This window comes from Longimicrobium sp., from assembly GCA_036377595.1.
Classification (GTDB): domain Bacteria; phylum Gemmatimonadota; class Gemmatimonadetes; order Longimicrobiales; family Longimicrobiaceae; genus Longimicrobium.
Genome location: DASUYB010000108.1, coordinates 208,189 through 230,403, shown reverse-complemented (window position 1 = coordinate 230,403; position 22,215 = coordinate 208,189). Strand labels below are relative to the sequence as shown.

The following is a 22,215-nucleotide window of genomic DNA, read 5'->3' as shown; positions in this document are numbered from 1 at the left end:
AGGCATCCGACCTGCCGAAGGGGCACCGCTACCGCAAGCGAACCCCCGCAATGGCCATCGGGCTGAGCGGCCACGTCTGGACCTGGGAGGAATTCCTGACTCGGAGAATTCATCACTGATGAGTAGAGTCACTACCGATCTGTGGGCGGCGCCCGCGCCGAAAGCGGCCTTCGGTGCCGGCGCAGGGCCACAGATCCTTCGGGCTGCACGGTATCGGCGTGGCCGAGGTTGCGGTCTGTCCGCCCTCAGGATGACGTCTCGTGGGGCCCCGCAGGGGTCATCCGGTCACCGCCTCCCACAGCCCCTGCAGGTACGCGGCGCCGAGGGCGCGGTCGTACAGGCCGAAGCCGGGGCGACCTGCAAGCCCGTCGCGGGAACGCCGGCTCCTAGACTAATCAGGTGATATTAGGAATGTGTGAGCGCAGGCTGTCCAGTGCGCCGGCCTCGGCGCCGGGCCTTAAACGCGGCGCGGATCCGGTGCATCCAAGCAGCGCGCGAGACCGTCACCCACCACCCGGAGAGTCCATGCCGCCGCTCGCCCTCCTAGCCATCCCCGCTGCGATCCTGCTGGATACCGTCCGTCCCCCGGTGCTCGGCCCGGAGATCTTCCGCGCGGCGGACTCCATCGCGGCGGCGGAGTTCGCGAAGGACAGCCTGGGCAGCATCAGCGTCGGCATCGTCTCGGGCCCGGCGCTCGTCTGGACCGCCAGCTACGGGTTCGAGGACCGGGCGCGCACCCGGCCGGCCACGCCGGCGACGGTCTACCGCGTCGCCTCCCTCACCAAGCAGCTCACGGCCATCATGCTGCTGCAGCTGGCCGAGGCGGGACGGCTGCAGCTTTCCGACCCCGCCGAGCGCTGGCTCCCGGAGATCCGCCGGGTGCGCGGGAGGCCGCCGGGGAGCGCGCCGCCCACCCTGGTGCAGCTCGCCACCATGACCTCGGGGCTCGCGCGCGACCCGGACGACGGGCGCCGTTCGCAGCGGGGCCTGCCCGCGGAGTGGGAACGGTCGCTCGCGGCCGCGCTCCCGGCGACGAGCTACGCGGCGCCCCCGGGCACGCGCTACCGCTACTCGAACATCGGCTACGCCATCCTGGCCGCGGCCCTGGCGCGCGCGTCGGGCGAGCGCTACGTGCCCTGGGTGGAACGCCACCTCCTGCGCCCGCTGGGGATGAGCGGCTCGGGCTTCGAGTTGACCCCCGCCTTGGCCGGACGGCTGGCCACCGGCGTGGACTGGGACGAGCTCCTCCCCGACACCCTCAACTACGCCGACGCCGCCGAGGACCACCGCACCGGGCTCGGCTTCGGCGTTGCCAGCGGCGGGCTCTACTCCACGGTGGGAGACGTGGCGAAGCTGGTGGCGTTCGAGCTCGGCTTCGGCCCGGCGGGAATCCTCCGCCCCGAGACGCTGGCCGCCCGCGAAACGGTGCCGGTGGCCGCGGCGGCGAGCCTGGACTACGGCTACGGCCTCGGGTTCCAGGCGTACCGCTGGGGTGACGTGACGGCGGCGGGGCACTCGGGGAACCTGGCGGGCTACACGGCGCAGGTGATGTACGACACCCGCCGCGGCTTCGGCGTGATCGTGCTGCGCAGCGCGGCGGGCGGCCAGGCCGATGCCGGACGGCTCGCCGTCCGTGTGTTCCGGCGGATCCGCGCGGCGCTGCCGGAGTGATCGCGACGTCGCGCCCTCAGGCGTGGTCCACCTCGCCGCGCGCCAGCGCCTCCCACAGGCCCTGCAGGTACGCGGCGCCGAGCGCGCGGTCATAGAGGCCCTCCCGGAGCGTTCGCACCTCCTTTTCCCACCCCTCCCGTTCTCCGCGCCGCGGCGCCAGTCCGCAGCGTGGCCCTGCAACTTCATACAAGACCCGACGGTGGCGGCGAGCAACACTGAGAGTGGCTGCCCGATCTTCCGTCCGCAGCCGCAAAGCGGGGACCGTGCCGGAGAAGGTGCTCACCGTGTCAGACATGTTCGTGCAGCTGATTGCCGCCGCCTTCCGCGACCGTACCGGCGCCTCGCGCGCGCTGGACGCGGTGCTCCGCGCGCGCGCCCACCTGCCGCGGGGGATTCTCGACGCGGCCGCCATCACCCGGGGCCCCGACGGCGCGCTGCTGGTGCAGGCCGCGGCTGAACGGGCCGGCGACGGCGGCTTCGCGGTGTGGTCGGTGACCGGCGTGGTGCTGGGGCTGATGGGAGGCGCCGCGGCGCTCGAGGCCGTTCCGCACGACGCGCTGCCGGCGCGGGCCACGCGCACCCTGAAGGGCCAGCTGCGCGACGTGGCTGCCCTGCTCACGCCGGCCACCTCGGCGCTGGTGGCGCTCGTGGGGCCCAGCGGCGCCGCGGAGGTGGCAGGCGTGGTGCTCGACGAGGCCGTGAAGCTGGCGGTAGAGGACCTCCCCGGCGAGACGGTGTTCGCGATGGCCGGCGAGCCCGCGCTGGTGTTCTCGGGCGCGCCCGGCGCCGCGGTGCTGCGCGGCACCCTTCCGGTTCCGCACACCGCGTTCGCGGGGCTGGCCCCGGCGCCGCTGCCGCCGGGGTGATTCGGCGGCCCTCCTCCTCCCACCCGTCTCCATCCCCATCCCCCCGCATCGCCCGAAGGCGGGCGACGGTCGACCCACCTTCATTGAGTGCTGAGTGCACTGGGCACTGGGCACTGGGCACTGGGCACTGGGCACTCAGGAACTTCCTCTCCCCAAATTGAACGTCAGGATCCACCGAGGATCCAGGTGACGGGAAGCGTGGCGCGCACCCGGACGGGAACGCCGTTCAGCGCGGCGGGGCGGAAGCGCATCCGCGCCAGCCCCTTGAGTGTGGGCTCCACGAAGCCGGGGTCGGTGGCCGAGAGGATCTGCACGCTGTCCATCTCCGCGCGGCCGTCGAGCCCGATGATGAACATCATCACCACCTCGCCCTCCGTCCCCCGCACGCGGAAGCGGAAGGGATACAGCCGCCCGAGCACCTGGGCGATCTCGTGGCGGTTCACCATCTGTGGGGGCTCGGCCAGGACCCCGGCGTCGACCACCGGCGTCCCGGCGCTCCCGGCGGCGCCCGCCCGGCTGGCGCCGCTGTCGGGAACGGCGCCCGCCTCGCCCAGGCCGCGCAGGCGCGCCAGGTCCAGCGCCGGCGGGTCGCCCGGGTGCAGCACCGCAACCACCGGCGCGCGAAGGAGCGGCTCCACCGCGTCGCGCGGGCGCTGCGGCTCGGGCGTAGGCGCCGCGGCGCGGAGCAGCCCGGGCTGCAGCGTGCGGGTGCGGGCGGGCGCGCGCACCTGGCGTGGCAGGGCGGGCGCCGGCGGCGGCGGCGGCGAGTAGAGCAGGAGGATGGTAGCCGTCTCGGTCGAGACCGGGGTGGGCTGCCCGGGCGGCGTGGCGACGATCGCGGCGGCCACCAGCACGTGCGCACCTACGGAAGCCGCGATCTCGCGGGGCCCGAGGCCGATCCGCCGATCCGCCCGCCGCCTGACGGCCTTCTCGAACATCGCTCCCTCCGGGCGGCTGCCGCGACCCGTCCCGCGCCGCCGCGGGTGCCGCGGAGGGGCGGATCGCACACCACATCTGTTCATGCCGCGGCGGCGCACCAGAGCGCGTAGCTCGTTGTGCCGCTTCGACTTGAGCATATTCCGGAGAGGCCGCGGCGGTCTTGCACGGGTTTGCCAGCGACCGGGAGAACGAGTTGGGGACGGGGTCCGGGAGAGGGGACGAGGGGAGGAGATCAGGCCGGAACGCGGACGGGCCGCTCCCGTCGCCGGAAGCGGCCCGTGGGCGGGGATGCGCGGCGGGTCACGCCGGCGCGCGGGCCACCGGCGGCGGAGTCCACCTGCCGTCGAGGATGGCGGCGTCGGGCCAGTAGGCGCGCAGCACCAGGGAGAAGTCGCGCCCCGGCGGCGAGGGGAGCCAGTTCGCCCGGTCCGCGGGATCGTCGGGCTCGTCGGGCTGCAGGTAGAGGGTGACCGATCCGTCCGCCGCCGTGCGGAGATCGTGGCTGCGGGTGCCGACGGAATGCCGGCCGAGGGCGTTCGCCGGGGCAAAGTGCCACTCGTCGTACAGGGCGAGCGACCACGGCCCCCGCACGGGCGGAAGCCGTCCCTTGAAGAAGGTGACCTCGTAGCGCGAGCGTGAGTTGAGGCGCACGCCGTGCGCGTCGCGGTCCTGGCAGAAGCACTTCACCTCGTTGGGGCGGTTGAGCGGGAGCTCCGATCTCCCCACGGCCGTGCGGGTGAAGTAGTCGGCGCCGAAGGCCGCGCCGTTCTCGGTGGTGGTCCAGTGGTGGGGGAGCGGGACGCCGTAGTTGCGGAACTCGGCCAGCGGACCCACCACGTCGCAGTCGGCCATGCGAACCTCGTGTAGCACCGCGCTCGCGAGCGCGTCGTCACCGGCCGCGGCGGCGAGGACGGCCAGCATCTCGGCGTAGTGCGCCTCCTCGCCGGGGAGCGGCGGCGCGTCGCGCAGCACCCGCGGCAGCCGCTCGAGGAACTTCGCCGGGTCCACCCGGCGGACCTCGTCCACGTCGCCGGGGAGCGTGGCCGCGCGGCGCCAGTCGCGGCGCTTCCAGCTGCCGTCGTACTCGGCCAGCGGGTACATCACCACGCCGCTGAGCAGCGACCCGGCGGCCTCCCGGTCGTCCTCGGTGTCGTCGACGAACACCTGCGCCTCGACCGCGCCGGTGCTGGTGGTGGCCTGGAAGACGCGGCGGATCCCCGTCGGCGCCTCGCCGCGCCAGGCCGGACCGGCCAGCAGGTAGAACCCCGGCGCCGTGCCGTACATCGCGCCCAGCTCGGCGAAGCCGTCGGTGCGCAGGTCGACCGCCTCGTACACCCAGAAGCGGCGGCCGAAGTCCGGCACCTGCACCACCACCGGCGTGTCGTCGAGCGCCAGCACGCCCATCCCGTGCACCACGTCCTGGTCGGGGCAGGCCCGCCAGCGCTCGCCGGGGTCGAGCACGTCGGCCAGCATCGCCAGCCGGCCGGGCGGCGCGGCGGGCATCACCCCGCCGATGCGCCCGGGGCGGCGCAGCCGGGCGAAGGCGAGGCGCTGGTTGTACAGGGCCAGCAGCGGCCACGCCCAGAAGTACGCCTCGCGCGCCACCATGCGCGCATATCCCTCGGTGATGCGGGTTCCCGGCGCCGGCGCGGCCGGCCAGCCGGGGCGCGACGGCGCCGGCGGGTCGGCCGGGGCCGCGGCTCGCGGGCGTGCGGCGGTGGTCCTCATCTCCAGATCTCCTCCTGCGGCGCTCCTCCCCGACCGTCGCCGGACTCGTGCACGCCCCCGGATGGTCTCCCGCGCGGACCGTGGAGCAGCGGGGAACGAGGGGCCCCGGCCAGGGATGCGCCCCCCGCGCCCCCGCTGCTCCAAGACGCCGCTCCTCCGGCCGCGTCCGGCGCGGCGGCGGCGCCCGTCACTGCGGCGGCGCCGCGCCTCCCCTCTCTGCCGGGACGCGGACGACGCAGCGGAAGCCGACGTGCCCGGTAGCCGTGCCCACCCGCTGCGGGATGCGCGCGGCCGGGCGGTAGCGCGCGCAGTAGTCCGGCGCGCACAGGTACGAGCCGCCCTTCAGCACCTTGCGCGGAAAGCGGAGGTCGGGCGTGTCGAGGTCGACGCTCGCCTTCCGGTCGGCGCCGGAGGGAACGACGCCGGTGCAGCAGGGGCCCTTGGCCCCGGCGTGCCACCGCCACCAGTCGGCGGTCCATTCCCACACGTTGCCGATGACGTCGTACAGCCCGTAGCCATTGGGCGGGAACGCGCCCACCGGCGAGGTGCGCTCCCACCGCCGCCCCGCCGCGCGCGCCGACGCGAAGCCGTCGCGCCACACGTTGGCCATCGCCCGCCCGCCGGGCGCCAGCTCGTCGCCCCAAGCGTAGGCGCGGCCGTCCAGCCCGCCGCGCGCCGCGAACTCCCACTCGGCCTCGGTGGGGATCTCCTTGCGCGCCCAGCGGGCGTAGGCGGCCACGTCCTCCCACGCCAGGTGCACCACGGGATGCCGCTCGAGCCCCGACAGCGAGCTGCCGGGCCCGGCTGGCCGCTGCCAACTGGCGCCGGGGACCCACGTCCACCAGTCGACCGGGTTGCGCAGCTCGGCGCGGTCGGGCGGTGGCAGGAACACCAGCGAGCCGGGCACCAGACGTTCGGGAAGGGCGCCCGGATAGTCGGCCGGGTCGGGGGTGCGCTCGGCCACGGTCAGGTAGCCGGTGGCCGCCACGAAGCGGTTGAAGCGCGCGTTGGTCACGGGATGGCGGTCGATCCAGAAGCCGCGCACGACGACGCGGTGGACGGGCGCCTCCTCGGGATAGAAGTCGTTGGAGCCCATGCGGAAGCTGCCGCCGGGGATCCACACCATCCCCGGCTCCGGCGGCGGGCCGGGGGGGCGGCGGTCCACGGGCGGCCCGGGAAGCCAGACTAGCCTGGTGGTCTGCAGCGGCCTGCGCACGCGCTCCTCCCTTTCCTGGCGTTGGCCCAGCTTCTCGCGTCTCCCGGCGAGCGACGGCGGCCATCCGGGCCTCTCCCGCGGCGGCGCATCGTGCCGCGCCCCGCCGCCCGGCCACCGCCTCGCCGCCATGCGTCCCCCCGAAGTCCGCTTCGTGCCGGGGCGCCGCGGGACCGCGGACGCCGGATCTCCCTTTCGCGAAGGATGGGATCCACGCGTCCGCCCCGCTTGCACGATGTTGCCGAACCCCGCCGCACGCCGGAGCCGGTCCGGCCGCGAGGGATGCAGCGCCGCGCATCCGGCCGCTCCCGCTGCGCGACGAGGGGCAAGGACGTACAACCGAAGCCGCCGGCCGGCGTCCCGACGCTGGTGCGGGTTCAGGGTGGGATGGTCCGCGGCAGGACGGCCGAAGGGGCGGTGGCGTTCGGGGGGATCCTGTCCGCCGCGGCCCGGCGGCGCCGTGGACAGGCACGCGCAACGCCGCATCCGGGGAAGAACTCGTCCCGGGCCGCGGCTCAGGGAGCGCGACTCGAGATCGCTAACTGCGTCATCAGGGGAGATCGGTGCGGGGCGAGCCCTCGTAACCTGCGTCCGAGCGACAGGCGGACTGTGGCTCGGGAGCCGGCCACAGATTCCTCAGGCGCCACGGCTTCGGCATGGAGGATAGGTCGGTGCGGCGCCTTCGGAATGACATTCCATTCCTGTTCCTTCCTCCCATGCACAGTCGATCCGACGGTTCGGTGTGAGACGTCCCGCCGGGCGAAAAGTTCGTGCAAGCGCGCGAGCCGCGGCCGCGCCGAGACTGGTGCGACGTGACCGCGAGAGGCAAAGGAGGAGGAGATGGAGACGATCAGGAAGCGGCTGGCCACGATCCTGTCGCGCAACTGGTGGGTGCTGCTGGTGCGTGGCCTGGCGGCCGTGGCGTTCGGCATCCTCTGCTGGCTCCGACCCGGGGTCTCGCTCGGCGCGCTGGTGGCGCTCTTCGGTGCCTACGCGCTGCTGGACGGCCTCCTCCTGGTGTGGACCGCCTTCGGGGGATGGGAACCGGACGAGAACGGCTGGGTGCTGCTGCTCGGCGGAGCGGTGGGAATCGGCGTGGCGGTGCTGACCTTCGCCGCGCCCGGCGTGGCGGCGCGGGCGCTGCTCGCCTACATCGCCGTGTGGGCGCTGGGCAACGGCGTTCTCCAGCTGGTGGCCGCAATCCGCCTGCGCAAGGAGATTTCGGGCGAGTGGCTGTACATCCTGGGCGGCCTGTCACTGGTGGCGCTGGGCGTCCTGCTCGTTGCGCGGCCGGGAGAGGGGGCGCTGGCGCTGCTCTGGGTGATCGGCGCGTGGTCGATCGGCTTCGGCGTGCTGCTGGTGGTCATGTCCTTCAAGGCGCGCGGATTCTCCAGGCGGCTGGCGTCGTCCTGACCGCTGTCAGCGCGCGGAGGGAACGGACGCAGCGAAGGTCGGAGCGCGAATCCCCCCTCTCCTGCCGCCCGTCCCTCCGCGCGCCACGTCCGTGCTCCCCTCGAGGTCCCCGATCCCCGTCGGACTCCCCCAATCCCGCAGCGAATGATCCCCGCGGTCCTCCGAGGGATCTCCGTCCCCCTGAGACTGGAATCCGGCGGGGAATGCCGAGGCATCGCACCAGCTCACGTGCGGCCTCGACCGCAGGTTCTCCATCCTGCAAGCTGTTGTGTAGCCGCGAGTTACGGCGTGGCTGGCATCGAGATGATGTCATGCCGTCGCGGTGCGGATGCGTCGACTGAATGCGATCGTGGAGATCCCCCGATCCTCATCCCGCGATCACGGCCCGCTCGGAGCGAAGCGGCGGGCGGTGCGGGCCAGGAACAGGAGCATGGCGCCCGACGCCAGCAGGTCTCCCCCCACGAACAGCCCCACGGGAGAGAGGGAGTTGGCCGGGCGCACGGCCCACAGCCCGAGGCCGAGGAGGAGCGTGACCGCGCCGTGCGCGGCCGAGGCGCGGCGCCCCGGGACGGCGGCGCGGAGCGGCCAGAGCAGCCGCAGCGCCCCGCCCGCGATCAGCACCGCGGCCATGGTCAGCGTGACGGCCGCCACCGGCGCCGGCCCGCCCGCGGTGACCAGCACGCCGCACACCAGGTACAGCACGCCGGCCACCAGCGCGGGAACCACGCCGGCCCAGCCGCTGCGCCAGAGGCGGAGCCCCTGCGCCGTTTCCACCACCCCGGCCAGCACCAGCAGCCGGCCGAACACCCCCAGCGAGAAGAAGGGGGTGGCCGCCGCCAGCAGCACGGAGAAGGCGCCCAGCACCGCCAGCGCGCCCCCGGGCACCAGCAGCCGCCCCCGGCTGCGCCACAGCTCCGCCGGGGGCGAGGCCGGGTCGACGCCGGCGCGCGCGGTCATGGGCGGGGCCTAGTCGGCGGGGAGCGGGAGGGCGAACCAGAAGGTGCTTCCCACGCCCGGCTCGCTCTCCACCCAGATCCGCCCGCCGTGCGCCTCCACGATCCCCTGGGCGATGGCCAGCCCCAGCCCGGCGCCGCGGCGGTCGCCGTTGTCGGCCTTCCAGAAGCGGTCGAACACCCGCACCCGGTGCTCGTCGGGGATCCCCGGCCCCTGGTCGGCCACTCCCACCCGCACCTCGCCGTCGGCGGCCTCGGCCAGCAGGTGGATGGAGCCCCCCCGGCGCGAGAACTTGACCGCGTTCCCCAGCAGGTTCACCAGCACCCGGCGCAGCTGCCGCTCGTCGAAGCTCGCCTGCGGGAGCGCGTCGGGAAGGTCGCACTGCAGCACCAGCTCCTGCGACTGGCAGAGCGGGCGGAACTGCTCGCAGCACTCGGCCAGGAGCGTGGTGAGGTCGCTGCGCGCGGGCGCCACCTCGAAGCGCCCCGCCTCCATGCTGCTCACGTCCAGCAGGTCGCCGATCAGCGAGTCCATCTGCGCGGCGGCGCGGCCGATCACCCCCAGCCAGCGGCGGGTTTCCTCGCGCCGCTCGCGGGTGATCTCGGACAGGAGCGTGGCCGTGGTGACGATGGTGCTGAGCGGGCTGCGCAGGTCGTGCGACACCACGCCCAGCACCTCCTCGCGGGCGCGCAGGGCGTGCTGGGCCGTCTCGTAGAGGCGCGCGTTCTCCAGCGCCAGCGCGCCGCGCTGCGCCAGGTCCTTGGCCAGCATCAGGTCCATGGGCCCGTAGCGGCGGCCGCGCTGGCTGATCCCCAGGGTGAGCACCGCCAGCACCTTCTCGTGCGCGGTCACGGGCACCACCATGTACGAGTGGGTGCCCAGGCGGCGGGCGTTCCCCGCGCCCAGGGTGGCGTCGAGCACGCCCAGCGCCGGCTCGTCGCACTCGGCGCACAGCACCGGCTCGCCGGAGCGCGCCACCTGCGCCACGGGGTTGCCGCGCCCGTCGGCGCCCGGCGGCACGGCGGCGTCGGGGGCCAGCAGCTTCTCGCGCGAGGGGCGCACGTGGGCCACCGCCTGGCGCTGCACGCCGCCGTCGGGCTCCACCGTGTCGAGCATGCAGAAGTCGCCCAGCACGGGAACGCACAGCCGGGCCAGGCTGGCCAGCGTCACCTCCACGTCGAGCGCCGAGTCGAGCACGGCGCCGGCGCGGGCCAGGAAGCGCTGGCTCTCTTCCGCGCGCTTGCGCTCGGTCACGTCCACCATCCACCCCGTCACCCGCACCGGCTCGCCGCGCTGGTTGCGCATCACGTAGGCGCGGTCGTGCACGGTGGCGTAGGTGCCGTCGCCGCGCAGGAAGCGGTACTCGTCGGTCCAGGCGGCGGCCACCCCGCTGATGGCCTCGTGCAGCCCGGCCACCACCCGCTCGCGGTCGTCGGGGTGCACGCGCTCGAAGTGCCACTCGGGCGAGGCCCGCACCTCGTCGGCGGTGTAGCGCAGCCGCAGGGCGCCGGCCTCGTTCCACGACAGGCGGCCGGTGGCCAGGTCCCAGTCCCAGGTCACGTCGTTGGTGGCCAGCTCCAGCAGCCGCAGCCGCTCGTCGCTCAGCTGCAGCGCCTGCTCGCGCAGCGCGCGCTGGGTCACGTCCACCAGGTAGGCGCGGAACTCCAGCGGGCGCCCCGCCTCGTCGAAGTCGGCGGCCAGCCGGGCCACCACCCGCACGCGGGTGCCGTCGCGCCGGGCGAACTCCAGCTCGTCGGGCCCGGTGACGCCGCCGCTGCGGCGCAGCCGCTCGACCCGCGCGGCCAGCTCGCCCGGCTCGGCCTCGAGCCGGTTCAGCTCCACCCCGGCCGCCGACTCGGGCGAGGGGAACCCCGCCAGGCGCGCGAACTCGGCGTTGCACACGATGATGCGGCAGTCGGCCGAGGCCACCACCGCCCCGCACAGGTCGTCCTCGAAGGCCCGGCGGTAGCGCGCCAGCTCGGCGCGCAGCGCGTCGTCGCCGGCCAGCGCGGGACCCAGCTCCTGCGCCGCGCCCACCACCGCCACGCGGTCGCCCAGGGCGATGCGTCCCAGGTGCAGCTCCATCCGCGCCTCGCTGCCGTCGCGCCGGCGCACCGGGGTGCACACGTGCACGCTCCCGGCGCCGGGCTCCAGCGCGCGCGCGGCGGCCAGCAGCCGCTCGCGGTCGTCTCCCTCGAACAGCAGGTCTTCGGGGGCGTCCATCGCCGTGATCTCCTCGAGCGTGTGGCCCACGATCCGCGCGAACTCGGGGTTCGCCCAGCGGACGCGGCCGCCTTCCAGCATGAACAGCCCCACCAGCGGCTGCTCGGCGATCCCGCGCATGGCGTCGGCGCCGGTCAGCGCCTCGCGGGCCGCCCGCAGCGCGTCGCCCACCTGCCGCGCCTGCTCCTCCACGTCCATCCGCTCCACCTCGTGGCAGGCGAACGCAGCCAGCTCCTGCAGCACCAGCACCTCGTCGTCCACCCAGGCGCGGGGGAGGTAGTCGAAGGCCGCCAGCGCCCCGCGCACCTTCCCGTGCCCGTCGAGGAGCGGCTGGGCCAGGCACGCCACCACCCCCGCGTGCGAGAGCGACGCCAGCCGCCGCCCCGCGCCGCCGCGGCGCGAGTCACGCACCGACAGCAGCCCGTGCCCGCCGCTGCGCCGCGGGAAGGCGCGGGTGAGCGGGAGCGCGGCGCCCACCCCCAGCGCGTCGCGCAGCCCGGCGCCGGCGGCCACCGTCTCGCCGTCCTTCCCCACCAGCGTGACCACCGCCGTGGGCGTGTCGAGCACCCGCGCCGCCAGCCGCGCCACGCGCTCGAGCTCGGGCCCCGCCTTCCCGTCGGCCGCCGGGGGGGCGGCCGCCGGCGCCTGCGGCAGAATGACAGCGGGTGCGGCTGTAGTCGTCACGGTGGTACCATCCCCTCGTCGAGCCAGGGCCGGGCACGCTGGGTGGAACTCGACTAAACATCTGGGAGATGGCGGTTTGGAGATTGCATAATGTTGTCGGGAGCGCACCGGTCCACCGCGCCCGCCGGCTCCGCGGCACGGAGACCGTGGTCGCCGGCGGCAGCGGGGGGATGGAGACGGGCGGGACGAGCGAGCGTCGACGGGCGTACGTTACGGCCGCGCCGCCCCGGGCGATTGGACAGGATTGGCAGTCGGCGGAAAAAGCCGTCCCCTCGCGGGCGACGGCCAACCCGGTGCCGCCGGTCGGCGGTGCCGCGCCGGCGGGTCACACGGATCGGGGAATCTGTCGATGCCTCCGGACGATGCCCCGGACGTCATCCCGAGGCCGGCCAGACCGTAATCAGCGCCTGTGCAAGCGATGCAGGCCGAAGGATGCATCGCGCGCCGGCACGGGGATTCGGTCGGACGCATCGCGATCGTTTCACCCGGACCTGGCCTCAGTCATAACGGCTGCCGCAATTATTCAGCGACGCCGCTGCTCTGGATCTCAGATCGCGCCGAAGCCGGGCGGCGCCCGGGGAATCGGTGGCCTGCGTCCGAGCGACAGGCGGACTGTGGCTCGGGAGCCGGCCACGGATTCCTCAGGCGTCACGGCTTCGGCATGGAAGACAGGGCGGCGCAGCGTCTTCGGAATGACGAGCCGATTCCTCCCTCCAATGCACGGTTGATCCGGCGATTCGGCATCAGTCAGGTGGCCTCGTCGTGGTCGTCGGCCTCGGGCTCCGGCTCCGCCAGCGGGATCCAGGCGCGGATCACCGTCCCCTCGCCCGGGTCGCTGTGCACGGAGAAGGTGCCGCCCAGCAGCCACACGCGCTCGCGCATCCCCACCAGCCCCAGCCCCGGCGCCGCCAGGTCGGGGTCGAAGCCGATCCCCCGGTCGCTCACCACCAGCTCCAGCCCCTCGCCCAGCGGCGCCACGGCCAGGGTGGCCCGCTTCACGCCGGCATGCGCCAGCACGTTGCCCAGCGCCTCCTGCGCCACGCGGAACAGGCACAGCGCCGCGTCGGGCTTCACCGGCGGGAGGTCGTCGGCGGCCACCTCGACCTCGAAGCGGGCCAGGGTGCGCAGCTCGTGGCAGTGGCCGCGCAGCGCGGCGCCCAGCCCCGCCAGCTCCAGCACCGGCGGGTGCATGGCGTGCGACATGTGGCGCACCCCGTGCACCAGCTCACCCAGCACGTCCAGCACCTGCTCGAGCTGCCCCGCCGCGGCGGCGTCGTCGCGCAGCCGGTACTGCAGCCGGCGCAGCGAGATGCAGACGGCGGCCACCCGCTGGCTCACCGCGTCGTGCAGCTCCAGCGAGATGCGCCGCCGCTCCTCCTCCTGCGCCGCGATCAGCCGCCCCGCCAGGGTGGGGGAGCGTGCCTGGTCCCCCATGGGCAGCGGGTATCCGGCGTCACGCCAGCCGCGTTCCCGCTCCATCCGGCTGCGCTGCACCGCCACCGCGCTGCGCTCCAGCTGGATCCGGCACTGCTCCATCAACGTGAGATGGCGGTCGACCAGCGCCTGGACGAGCTCGGCGTCGCCCCCCTCCCGCTCCACCCCGTCGGCCTCCGCCGCCTCCGGAGCGGCCTCCCCCGCGCCGGCGGGCGGTGAGATCGCGTGGCCGGGAGTCCCGGCGTCGGCCGCCTCGGCGGGGGCCGCCTCCGCGGTACCGAGCCCGCGCGGCGGGCCGTGCTCACCCTTGCGTTCGGCGCCCGCCATCGCCTTGCGACTCTTTCCGATGCCTTTGGGAAGGGGGCCCGCCGCCGGCGGCAGCCGCAGCCATCCGGGAACCAGCACGATCACTTCCGCCCGGCCCGCTCCGCTCCGGGGCGGAGGCTCGCTTCGCGGGGTCGAGCACTCCAGTGCGTCCATGGGATTTCGCCGGGTGGAGGTGTGGCCCGTCTGCCGAAAGCGTCCGTATGGAGCACTTTCCTCCAACGTTGGTGGATAATATGGACGCGTCAATCCGTAAAAATAACAATTATCGAAAAACGTCTGATACCATCTTCTGTATCAGGCTCTGAAAAAGTGGCGTGGCCGCTCGCCGTGTGAGTTGTAACGAGGTAATTCGACAATCGCTGCCCGGAGCTCAGGTGAAGGAAGTAGACAAACATGTTTAAACCCTAAAAGATCTTTAACGAGGAAATCGACGCTCGCTTGTAAATGGACACCTGCGGAGCCGGAGTTGTTAAGGGTTCGTCCAACGGGTCTTCGCGTCGATGCCGACAAAGCCTGCTCGGCTAGCGGAAGGAAGGGCGGAACACGCTGCGCCGCATCCCCCTGGATGCCGGTGCGGCTCCCCCTGCCTGTGCGGCCATTTTGAGCGGACGGGGGATGGAGATGAAAGGGTGGGCCCCTGCGACGACGTCCGGCTCAATCGCCACGCGCGGGCGCCGGGTGCCCGGGGGGCGGGGCGGGGAGCGGGAAGGTGCGTACGGGGAGGCGGGCCTCGATCGAGGTTCCGCCGCGCGAGGGCGAGGTCACCCACAGCGTGCCGCCCACCAGGCGGGCGCGCTCGCGCATGCTCACCAGCCCCAGCCCGCCGGGCGCCGGCGGCCCGTCGCGCATCCCGCGGCCGTCGTCGCGCACGCGCACCCGCAGCTCGCGCCGCACGCGCGACACCTTCACCCAGGCGTTGGCCGCGCCGGCATGCCGCACGTTGCGCAGCGCCTCCTGCACGATGCGGTAGGCCGCCAGCGCCGTGTCGTGGGGAACGCGCTCCATCCGCGGGCCCACCTCCAGGTGGATGGCGATCCCCATCCCCTCCGCCGCCTCGGCGCAGTGCGAGCGCAGCGCGGCCGCCAGCCCGGCGAACTCGAGCACCGAGGGGTGCAGCCGGTGCGAGATCCCGCGGATCCCCGCCGCCAGCGCCTCGATGGAGCGCTCGAGCGTGGCCAGCGCGTCGGTCTCTTCCGGGTGCGCGGCCTCCAGCCGCCGCTGCAGCGCGCTCACCTCGAAGGCCAGCGCGGCCAGCTGCTGCCCCGCGTCGTCGTGGATCTCGCGCGCCACCCGGCTGCGCTCCTCCTCCTGCGCGGTCAGCAGGCGCGCGGTGAGCGCCCGCAGCTGCTCCTCGCGCTCGGCCAGCGCCGCCTGCGAGCGGCGCTCCTCGGTCACGTCGCGCACGATGCTGAGCACCGCGTCGGTGCCGCAGCGCACCAGCCGCGCCTCGTAGTGCCGCGTCCGGCCGTTCATCGGCAGCGCGTACTCGGTGACCTCGGGGCCGCCGGTCCTGAACGTGGCCTGCAGCACGGGGCGCAGCTGCGCCGACAGCTCCGGCGGCAGCACCTCGTCGAGCCGCTTTCCCAGGAACTGCTCGGGGGGCACCAGCAGGTCGGCCACGTCGCGCGCGTAGTAGTCGAGGTAGCGCCCCTCGCGGTCCTGCAGGAACATCAGGTCGGGAAGCGCGCGCAGGATGGCGCGCGTGCGGGTTTCGCTGGCGCGCAGCGCCAGCTCGGCCTCCTTGTGCTCGGTGATGTCGACGTTCACCCCCACCAGGTGCTCGGCCCGGCCGTCGCCGCCGGCCACGGCGCGCCCCGAGGTGCGCACCCAGCGCACGCGGCCGTCGGGGTGCAGCACCCGCAGCTCGGTGGTGAACCCCCCCTCGCGCAGCGCCACGGCGGCCTCCATGCGCACCCGCCTGCGGTCGGCGGGGTGCACCCGCGCCCAGAACTGCCGCGCGCCCGCCGGCTCGCCCTCGGGAAGCCCGAAGATGCGGTAGTTGGTCTGCGAGCACACCACCCGCCCGGAGTGCACCGCCCACTCCCAGGTGCCCGTGTGCGACGCCTCGAGCGCCAGGCTCACCCGCTCGTCGGCCAGGCGCTCCCGGGCCGCCGCCGCGTTGCGGTCCTCGACCAGCGCCGCCAGGAGCAGGACGGGAAGCGACACGGCCACCAGGAACGCCTGCACGGGAAGCGGCTCGCCCGACGCCGCGCCCGCCTGGTGGGCGGCGCCCATCAGCGTCACCGTCAGCAGCAGCAGGGCCGTGGCCGCGCCGACCCGTCCGAAGCGCACCGCCGCCCACACCAGGAACGGCAGGGGCAGCGTGGTCCGCTCGGCGTGCACCGCGGGGCCGCCGAACAGCTCGGCCGCGGCGGACAGCCCCGCCCCCACCAGCCCCAGCCCCAGCACCGCCGCCTCGGCCACGCGCGCGGGGGGGCCGCGCCACACGCGCGGCCACTCGCGCACACCGAAGGCGGCGGGCACCAGCACCGCGAACCCCAGCGCGTTGGACAGGAAGTCGCGCCACCAGAGGACTCGGAGGGCCTCGCCGCTGGTGGGAACGCGCAGCCACGCCGCCAGCAGCGCCGCGGCGGCCGGCGCGGCCAGCGCGCCCACCCCCAGGTACAGCGCCATGCACCGGAACCGGTCCAGGGGGGGCTGCACCCCGTTCAGCCAGCGCACGCCCCCGGCGGCCAGGAGCGCCAGGACGCAGTTGTGCAGGTACTGGAGGGCCTGCTGCGGGAGGGGAACGCCGGGGTGGGTGAGCAGGTGCGCCGCCGCGCCCGCCGCCAGCAGGAGCGGCCACAGCCGGGTGCGCGCCGCCAGCAGCGCCGCCAGCAGCACGGCGTTGGGCGGCCACGCCAGCGCGATCCCCGCGACCGCGAGCGACCGCCCGGCCCATACGCCCAGCGCGTAGGCCGCCGCCACCCCCAGCATCCACCGGGCCGGGGGAGCGCCGTCGTGCGTGCGTTGAGGCTGCCGCGCAGGGTCCTGGATCATCTCCCGATCTCCGCAGGCGCACTAACGTTTACGCTCGCGGGCGACGCGGCACAACCTGCGCCGGAACGTTCCGGCCGCGGCGGCGCAAAAACCTCCAAGCCCCGTGCCCGGCCGCGCGCTATCCTGGGGAAAGGCGCCGGGGCCGGGCACGCCGGCCGGCTCCGGGTGGACACGTCGGGTCGAAGGAAGGAGCGACGCCATGCCGTACCCGGCCGAATGGCCGCGCGAGCGGATCGACAGCCCCTACTTCGGGTCGGGATGGGACGACGAGCCCGTCCTCCCGCTCCGGGGCCTGGACGCCCACGACGCGCCGCGCACCGACGAGGCGCGGCGGGCCGCGGAGCCGCGCCGCCGGCGCCGCGCCGGCGACCGGCGGCGGGAGAGCTGACCGGGCCTTCACGCGCGTGTGGTGCGGGCCGGCCTGCTGTCGGCCGGCCCGCGAGCCGGGTGCGGGTCCGCCACGCCTGTCCCGGAGCGGCGACCGTCCGGCGCAGTACCGGAGCCTGCCGGTCGGTCCCACCCGCCGCGTGAAGGCCGCGCCGCGGTCCCCCCCTCGCCGGTTCGACGCGATGATCACGAGGACGCGCGGGAGAGGCGGCCGCTCCACCGCTGGGCGGAGCTTCGGGGGCGGTGCGATCCGCACCGTCCGCGGCCGGCGAGTCAACCTCCGCGAACCGCCGCCGCCCGCCTCCCCCGCCCCCGGGCCGCCGCCGCACGCCGGCCGGCTCACCGCGGCCATCCGCCGCCTCTTTCCCCTCCCCGGATGAGCGCGCCGGCGCACGGGCCCCCACGAAGCGGTGGGAAGGCCCGGCGCCGCGCGCGGAGCTCGTATCGCCAGGATGGGGATGAGCGAAGGTCCGGCCGGGAGTGCGGGACGAGGGGTGCCGCGACGAGCGAGCGGCGGCCCCCCGTCCCGCGTGCCTCGCGGGTGATCCCGCCGCGCGAGGCGGCAGGCGGGCGGGAGATGGGCGTCTCCCGTGGAGAGGAGGGTGCGGCGGGCCCGGCCCGCAGCGGAGGGGGCGGGTCCGGGAATCTCCGCCGCGGGGAACGAGCGGGCTCGCGCCCGCGCCGAGGCGTGGAGACGGGGTGCGCGCCCGCCGCCGGAGCCGGAGTCCGACGACAACCCCCACCCGGACGGGACGCCCGGCCGGCGGCGGACGCGCACGACCAAGGTGCGGCCGGGCGAGGCGGGGGTCTTGTACGTCCTTGCCGCTGCCTCCCTACCCTCACCTACTGCGCCGGTCTTTTGCGAAAAACGGGCAGAGCGCCCCCCTCTCCTCTCCCCCTCCATGCGCCGTCACACGAGGCGTAAGCGGATGAAACGGATTGCGTCGCTTCTCCCGCCAAGTGGACCAGTTTCGAGGATTCGTCTTCCCGGTCCGCGCGTTTTCGGCCGGGGCGGGCGCTTCTCAGCGCATTTTTTTGTTGCCCTGCGGCCGGAATGTCAGCATAGTTGTGCAGGGAGCACTCCGAACAGCTTGGCATCCGGCACAGTTCCGCGCGTCGCGGTTCGATCCCCCGTGGCGCCGCTAGGCAGCCGCGTCTCCGCCGCCTTCCCGGCGCCGCCGGGGAGACGCACGGGCAAGGAGATCCTAGGGAGGGCGGCGGAGCAGGCCGCAGAATTACGGAGTGGAGTTTACGTGGCTTCCACCGTGCCCCGGGCCTGGGAGATGCGTTCCGTGGGGAGTCCGCCTCGGAGGGCGGCACCGCGCGAAACGGCTCCGCCCGCGGCCGGGAAGAGGAAGGTCCCCCATGGCGTCGAGAGACGAGAGGAGGACGCGTGGAAAAGCGGGTACGAGTGCTGCTCGCCGACGACCACACCCTGGTGGCCGACGGGATCGCCGCGCTCCTGCGCGAGGAGTACGAGCTGGTGGGGCGGGCAGCCGACGGGCGCGAGCTGGTGGAGGCCTCGCGCCGGCTGAAGCCGCAGGTGGTGGTCACCGACATCTCCATGCCGGTGCTGAACGGGATCGACGCGTTGCGCGAGCTGAAGCGCGTGGTCCCCGAGACCCGCGTGGTGGTGGTGACCATGCACGCCGACTCGCACCTGGCCGCCGAGGCCGTGCGCGCCGGCGCCGCGGGATACGTGCTGAAGCACTCCGCCGGCGGCGAGCTGCTGCAGGCGGTGCGCGAGGTGATCGGCGGACGCGTGTACATCACGCCGCTGATCGCGCGCGAGCTGCTGGACACCCTGTCCACCGTGCAGGGGATGGACCCGGGGCCGCGGCTGACCGCCCGGCAGCGGCAGGTCCTGCAGCTGGTGGCCGAGGGGCACACCATGAAGCAGGTGGCCGCCATCCTCAGCGTGTCGCGCCGCACCGCCGAGGCCCACAAGTACCAGATCATGGAGCTGCTCGACGTCCACTCCACCGCCAAGCTGGTGCAGCACGCCATCCGCATGGGACTGGTCTCGATCGACGGGCCGGAGCTGTCTCCGCGTTAATAGCCGCTCCTTCTAAGCACAATTTCGGATAGCCGCACCCCCTGTTCGATGCGTACTCCTTCATCTGCGGGGCGCTGATCCGCGAAGCCTGTGGCCGCACCGGGCGGAAACGGTGTACCGGACCCTCAGCGTTCTTTACACGACTTTACGTTCTTGGCGATGGCACTCCCGGGGTCCGGTGGGAGAGGCGCGCCGGAGGGGAGGCCATCATGGAGGCAACCCATGTCGGAGCGGGCGCGAACGGCGTGCGGCGGCTCCCGGGGGGGATCGAGATGCAGGCGGGGACGGCGCGGGGGCACGCGCAGCGGGTGCTGGACGGGCGCGACCTGCTGCTGCTGATGGACCACCCGGGCGCGCGGGTCCGCTGCCGGCGCCGGGTGGACCCGCTTCCCCCCGCCCTGCTGGCCCTGGGCGAGCCGGGCGAGGTGCTGGCGCTGGACCTTCCCGCGCCCACCGGCTTCCGCGCCATGCGGATGGCGCCGGGGCTGCTGGCGGCGGCGGCGGGGCACCGCGCGCCCCCCGCGGCCAACCACGCCAAGCCGGGGGTCGTGGCCTGCCTGGCCGCCGCCGAGGGGCTGTGCGACGAGGCCGACGCGGTCGACGGCGAGGCGGCGGCCTGCCGCCTGGCCGAGCGGGTGCTCTCGTCGTGCGGGTGCACGGTGCGGGTGCCGGCGCACGAGCGCATGACCCACGCGGTGATCGCCCGGGTGCGCGACCACCTGCGCGCCAACTGTGGCCGCCGCGTGACGCTCGACGAGCTGGCGCGGCTGGCGGGGATGTGCCGCTTCGCGCTGGTGCGGGCCTTCACCAAGGAGGTGGGGATCCCCCCGCACGCCTACCAGACGCACCTGCGCGTGGCGCTGGCCCGCGAGCTCATCGCCGGCGGCCGGCGCCTGACCGACGTGGCGCTCGAGGTGGGGTTCACCGACCAGAGCCACATGAACCGCCACTTCAAGAGCCTGGTGGGAACCACGCCGGGCGAGTTCGCCCGCCTCTTCGCCGCGCGCCGCGCCTGATCCGGGGGGATGGCACGGATCGCGGACCGGCGGCGGGCGACCGGCCCGTCGCCGGCCCGCGACGGGCGGCGGGTGACGGGCGCGGGCAAGATCCTTCAAGCCCGCGGCGGCCGGGGCGGCCACCTTAGCCGGCGGAAACGGACGCGGCCCCGCCGGCGCCGCCCCACCGCCAGGAGCCAGGGAGCGATGTGGTTCTGCAGGCAATGCTGCAACCCGGTCGGCCTCGCCGCGCGGCGCTGCCCGCGCTGCCGCCGCCGCTGGCCGGCGGTGACCGGGCGGCTGCTGCGCCGCGACTTCGCCCTGGTGCTGGTGGGGGTGGTGCGGCTGGCGTGGTGGGCCGCGCCCGGCCGCTGAGCCTGGCGGTCCCGCGCACCCCGTACAGCGTTGAGGGAGACACGATGGATGCGACGATGCCCACCCGCCCGTCCCTCCTGGGCGCCTCGGAGCTGGACCACGAGGCGGGCCCCCCCGCGCTGATCCGCGAGCTGGGCGCGGTGCTGCACCTGCAGCACGAGGACGGGCCGCGCGGCGGCAGCTGGGCGGTGCGCGACGAGGTGGGGAAGCAGGTGTACTCGCTGGGCCACCGGCCCAACGGGGGAACGCGGGTGGGCGTGCGCGACGCCTCCGGCGCCGAGCTGGCGTCGCTGGGCGAGCGCGTGCTGTCGCTGGTGGAGCACTTCACCATCTGGCACGGCAACCGCCCCTGCGCGCGCGTCTACCGCCCCGGCGGCGGCGCCCACCGCGGGCGCTGGTTCGTGGAGGTGGGCGGCCAGCAGGGATGGGTGGTGCTGACCGACGCCTCGGGGTTCCGCGTGTTCAGCGGCGGGGCCGAGGTGGCGCGGTCGCTCCGCCGCGAGCTGTCGGGGATGCCCAGCCGCGTGGACCTGGCGCCCGGCGTCGACGTGCCGCTGGTGCTGCTGCTGGCCGAGCTCCTGTCCGTGGCGGGCGAGTTCCCATAGGCGGCCCGCGTTCGGGCGCGCGGGGACAACGACGTCCAAGACGATCCGCGCGCGCCGGGGCAACTTGCATCACGGCGCGCCGGCCTTCCGCAAGAACGATCCGGCTTGGGGGGTGAACGGGAGGTCGGCGCGCCACCATCTCCATCCCCCTCTCTCATATCACAGCCGTCCTCGCTCCACACCTCTCCTCCGCGGCACCGCCTCTTCTCCATCGCCAACCTTCTCCAAGCCGCCGGGTCTTCCGCGCGCCACTGTTCGCGTGCGCCGGGGACGGGTCCCCGGCCAGGGCGAGCGCGTGGGGAAACCCCGCGCCCGGTGGAGAAAGGCGGGGCGATGACGCTGGCGAAGGTGATTCCGCTGCTGCTGCAGGCCAGCATCGTGCTGACCGTGGTGGGGCTGGGGCTGCAAACGAAGAGCGGCGACCTGCGGGCGCTGTTCCACGACCGCCGGCGGCTGGTCCGCTCGCTGGTGGCGATGAACGTGGTGATGCCGGCGCTGGCGGTGGCCATCGCCGTGGCGTTCCACCTGCACCCGGCGGTCGACGTGGCGCTGGTGACGCTGGCGGTGTCGCCGGTGCCGCCGCTGCTGCCGGGGAAGGAGCTGAAGGCGGGCGGCAGCGGCCCCTACGCGGTGGGGCTGCTCTTCGCCACCGCGCTCCTCTCCATCGTCACCGTTCCCGCGGCCGTGCTGCTGGCCGGGGCCTCGTCGCACCAGGCGCGCCCGCTTCCCCCGGCGGAGGTGGCCCAGCTGGCGCTGGTCACCGTGGTGGCCCCGCTCGCCGCCGGCGCGGCCCTGCGCGGGCTGGCGCCCGGCGTCGCCGCGCGGGTGGCGGCGCCGATCGGGCACCTGGCGTCGGTGCTGCTGGTGGTCAGCTACGTGCCCATCGTTGCCACCTCCTTCGGGCAGCTCGTGTCGCTGGTGGGAAACGGGACGCTGGCGGCCATCGCGCTCTTCATCGCCGCCGGGCTGGCGGTGGGGCACGTGCTGGGCGGCCCACACCCCGAGGACCGCGTGGTGCTGGCGCTCTCCACCGCCTCGCGGCACCCGGGCGTGGCCGCCGCCGCCGCCACCGCCATCGCGCCGCAGGAGAAGCTGGCGCTGGCGGCGGTGCTCCTCTACACGCTGATGGGAATGCTGGGCACCAGCCTGTACGTCCGCCTGCACCACCACGCCCCGCCCGGCGAGCCCGTCCCCACCCCGCCCGTGGGCGGAACACCCTGCTGACCGATGGATCCTGGCGGATCCGGAAAAACAACGGGTCTCATACCGAATCTGCGGATTAATTGTGCAATCAGATCAACAGGATGACTCACACGGAGGGAACGGAGGAAACGGAGGATGATGA

At 74.5% G+C, this 22,215-nt stretch carries 16 protein-coding genes; 9 read left to right on the top strand and 7 right to left on the bottom strand.

The window, feature by feature from the left end; genetic code table 11:
- Positions 1-525: 525 nt before the first annotated feature.
- Together VF092_19810 and VF092_19805 are read left to right on the top strand one after the other, a co-directional pair.
- Complete coding sequence (locus VF092_19810) at positions 526-1,671, top strand: serine hydrolase domain-containing protein (GenBank protein HEX6749551.1); 1,146 nt, start codon at positions 526-528, stop codon at positions 1,669-1,671.
- Positions 1,672-1,946: 275 nt separating this feature from the next.
- Positions 1,947-2,537: a hypothetical protein gene (locus VF092_19805; protein ID HEX6749550.1), complete on the top strand. Its 591-nt coding sequence runs from the start codon at positions 1,947-1,949 to the stop codon at positions 2,535-2,537.
- 164 nt (positions 2,538-2,701) lie between these two features.
- Here VF092_19805 and VF092_19800 read toward each other — a convergent pair whose 3' ends face one another.
- The 3 genes from VF092_19800 to VF092_19790 all read right to left on the bottom strand — a co-directional run bounded on the left by VF092_19800 (position 2,702) and on the right by VF092_19790 (position 6,420).
- A complete protein-coding gene (locus tag VF092_19800) occupies positions 2,702-3,475 on the bottom strand; it encodes an energy transducer TonB (GenBank protein HEX6749549.1) in 774 nt (257 codons plus the stop codon).
- Positions 3,476-3,776: 301 nt separating this feature from the next.
- The gene (locus VF092_19795) at positions 3,777-5,204 is read right to left on the bottom strand and encodes a DUF1214 domain-containing protein (protein ID HEX6749548.1); all 1,428 of its coding nucleotides are present in this window, start codon (positions 5,202-5,204) and stop codon (positions 3,777-3,779) included.
- Between the two features lie 187 nt (positions 5,205-5,391).
- The gene (locus VF092_19790; GenBank protein ID HEX6749547.1) at positions 5,392-6,420 is read right to left on the bottom strand and encodes a formylglycine-generating enzyme family protein; all 1,029 of its coding nucleotides are present in this window, start codon (positions 6,418-6,420) and stop codon (positions 5,392-5,394) included.
- A gap of 837 nt (positions 6,421-7,257) precedes the next feature.
- On the opposite strand from VF092_19790, the gene VF092_19785 reads away from it, so the two are divergent.
- Positions 7,258-7,830: an HdeD family acid-resistance protein gene (locus VF092_19785; GenBank protein HEX6749546.1), complete on the top strand. Its 573-nt coding sequence runs from the start codon at positions 7,258-7,260 to the stop codon at positions 7,828-7,830.
- A 378-nt stretch (positions 7,831-8,208) separates the two neighbouring features.
- Here the strand turns inward: VF092_19785 and VF092_19780 are convergent, their stop codons facing one another.
- The 4 genes from VF092_19780 to VF092_19765 all read right to left on the bottom strand — a co-directional run bounded on the left by VF092_19780 (position 8,209) and on the right by VF092_19765 (position 16,452).
- Complete coding sequence (locus tag VF092_19780; protein HEX6749545.1) at positions 8,209-8,787, bottom strand: hypothetical protein; 579 nt, start codon at positions 8,785-8,787, stop codon at positions 8,209-8,211.
- 9 nt (positions 8,788-8,796) lie between these two features.
- Positions 8,797-11,691, bottom strand: coding sequence for an ATP-binding protein (locus tag VF092_19775; GenBank protein HEX6749544.1), 2,895 nt, complete (start codon positions 11,689-11,691; stop codon positions 8,797-8,799).
- A 747-nt stretch (positions 11,692-12,438) separates the two neighbouring features.
- On the bottom strand, positions 12,439-13,530 hold the full coding sequence (locus tag VF092_19770; protein ID HEX6749543.1) for a sensor histidine kinase: 1,092 nt from the start codon (positions 13,528-13,530) through the stop codon (positions 12,439-12,441).
- Between the two features lie 576 nt (positions 13,531-14,106).
- A complete protein-coding gene (locus VF092_19765; GenBank protein ID HEX6749542.1) occupies positions 14,107-16,452 on the bottom strand; it encodes an MASE1 domain-containing protein in 2,346 nt (781 codons plus the stop codon).
- 199 nt (positions 16,453-16,651) lie between these two features.
- Between VF092_19765 and VF092_19760 the strand changes: the two genes are divergently transcribed.
- The 6 genes from VF092_19760 to VF092_19735 all read left to right on the top strand — a co-directional run bounded on the left by VF092_19760 (position 16,652) and on the right by VF092_19735 (position 22,094).
- Positions 16,652-16,840, top strand: a complete 189-nt coding sequence (locus tag VF092_19760; protein HEX6749541.1) for a hypothetical protein — start codon at positions 16,652-16,654, stop codon at positions 16,838-16,840.
- Positions 16,841-18,232: 1,392 nt separating this feature from the next.
- Positions 18,233-18,895, top strand: coding sequence for a response regulator transcription factor (locus tag VF092_19755; GenBank protein ID HEX6749540.1), 663 nt, complete (start codon positions 18,233-18,235; stop codon positions 18,893-18,895).
- A gap of 209 nt (positions 18,896-19,104) precedes the next feature.
- The gene (locus VF092_19750) at positions 19,105-19,911 is read left to right on the top strand and encodes an AraC family transcriptional regulator (protein ID HEX6749539.1); all 807 of its coding nucleotides are present in this window, start codon (positions 19,105-19,107) and stop codon (positions 19,909-19,911) included.
- Positions 19,912-20,097: 186 nt separating this feature from the next.
- On the top strand, positions 20,098-20,265 hold the full coding sequence (locus VF092_19745; protein HEX6749538.1) for a hypothetical protein: 168 nt from the start codon (positions 20,098-20,100) through the stop codon (positions 20,263-20,265).
- A 44-nt stretch (positions 20,266-20,309) separates the two neighbouring features.
- Positions 20,310-20,870, top strand: coding sequence for a hypothetical protein (locus tag VF092_19740; protein ID HEX6749537.1), 561 nt, complete (start codon positions 20,310-20,312; stop codon positions 20,868-20,870).
- Between the two features lie 333 nt (positions 20,871-21,203).
- Positions 21,204-22,094, top strand: a complete 891-nt coding sequence (locus tag VF092_19735; GenBank protein HEX6749536.1) for a hypothetical protein — start codon at positions 21,204-21,206, stop codon at positions 22,092-22,094.
- Positions 22,095-22,215: the final 121 nt, after the last annotated feature.

Coding starts and splice junctions, on each gene's coding strand:
- VF092_19765 (HEX6749542.1), bottom strand. CDS start 16,452: ATGATCCAGGACCCTGCGCGGCAGCCTCAACGCACGCACGACGGCGCT.
- VF092_19780 (HEX6749545.1), bottom strand. CDS start 8,787: ATGACCGCGCGCGCCGGCGTCGACCCGGCCTCGCCCCCGGCGGAGCTG.
- VF092_19750 (HEX6749539.1), top strand. CDS start 19,105: ATGGAGGCAACCCATGTCGGAGCGGGCGCGAACGGCGTGCGGCGGCTC.
- VF092_19810 (HEX6749551.1), top strand. CDS start 526: ATGCCGCCGCTCGCCCTCCTAGCCATCCCCGCTGCGATCCTGCTGGAT.
- VF092_19795 (HEX6749548.1), bottom strand. CDS start 5,204: ATGAGGACCACCGCCGCACGCCCGCGAGCCGCGGCCCCGGCCGACCCG.
- VF092_19800 (HEX6749549.1), bottom strand. CDS start 3,475: ATGTTCGAGAAGGCCGTCAGGCGGCGGGCGGATCGGCGGATCGGCCTC.
- VF092_19785 (HEX6749546.1), top strand. CDS start 7,258: ATGGAGACGATCAGGAAGCGGCTGGCCACGATCCTGTCGCGCAACTGG.
- VF092_19760 (HEX6749541.1), top strand. CDS start 16,652: ATGCCGTACCCGGCCGAATGGCCGCGCGAGCGGATCGACAGCCCCTAC.
- VF092_19745 (HEX6749538.1), top strand. CDS start 20,098: ATGTGGTTCTGCAGGCAATGCTGCAACCCGGTCGGCCTCGCCGCGCGG.
- VF092_19740 (HEX6749537.1), top strand. CDS start 20,310: ATGGATGCGACGATGCCCACCCGCCCGTCCCTCCTGGGCGCCTCGGAG.
- VF092_19735 (HEX6749536.1), top strand. CDS start 21,204: ATGACGCTGGCGAAGGTGATTCCGCTGCTGCTGCAGGCCAGCATCGTG.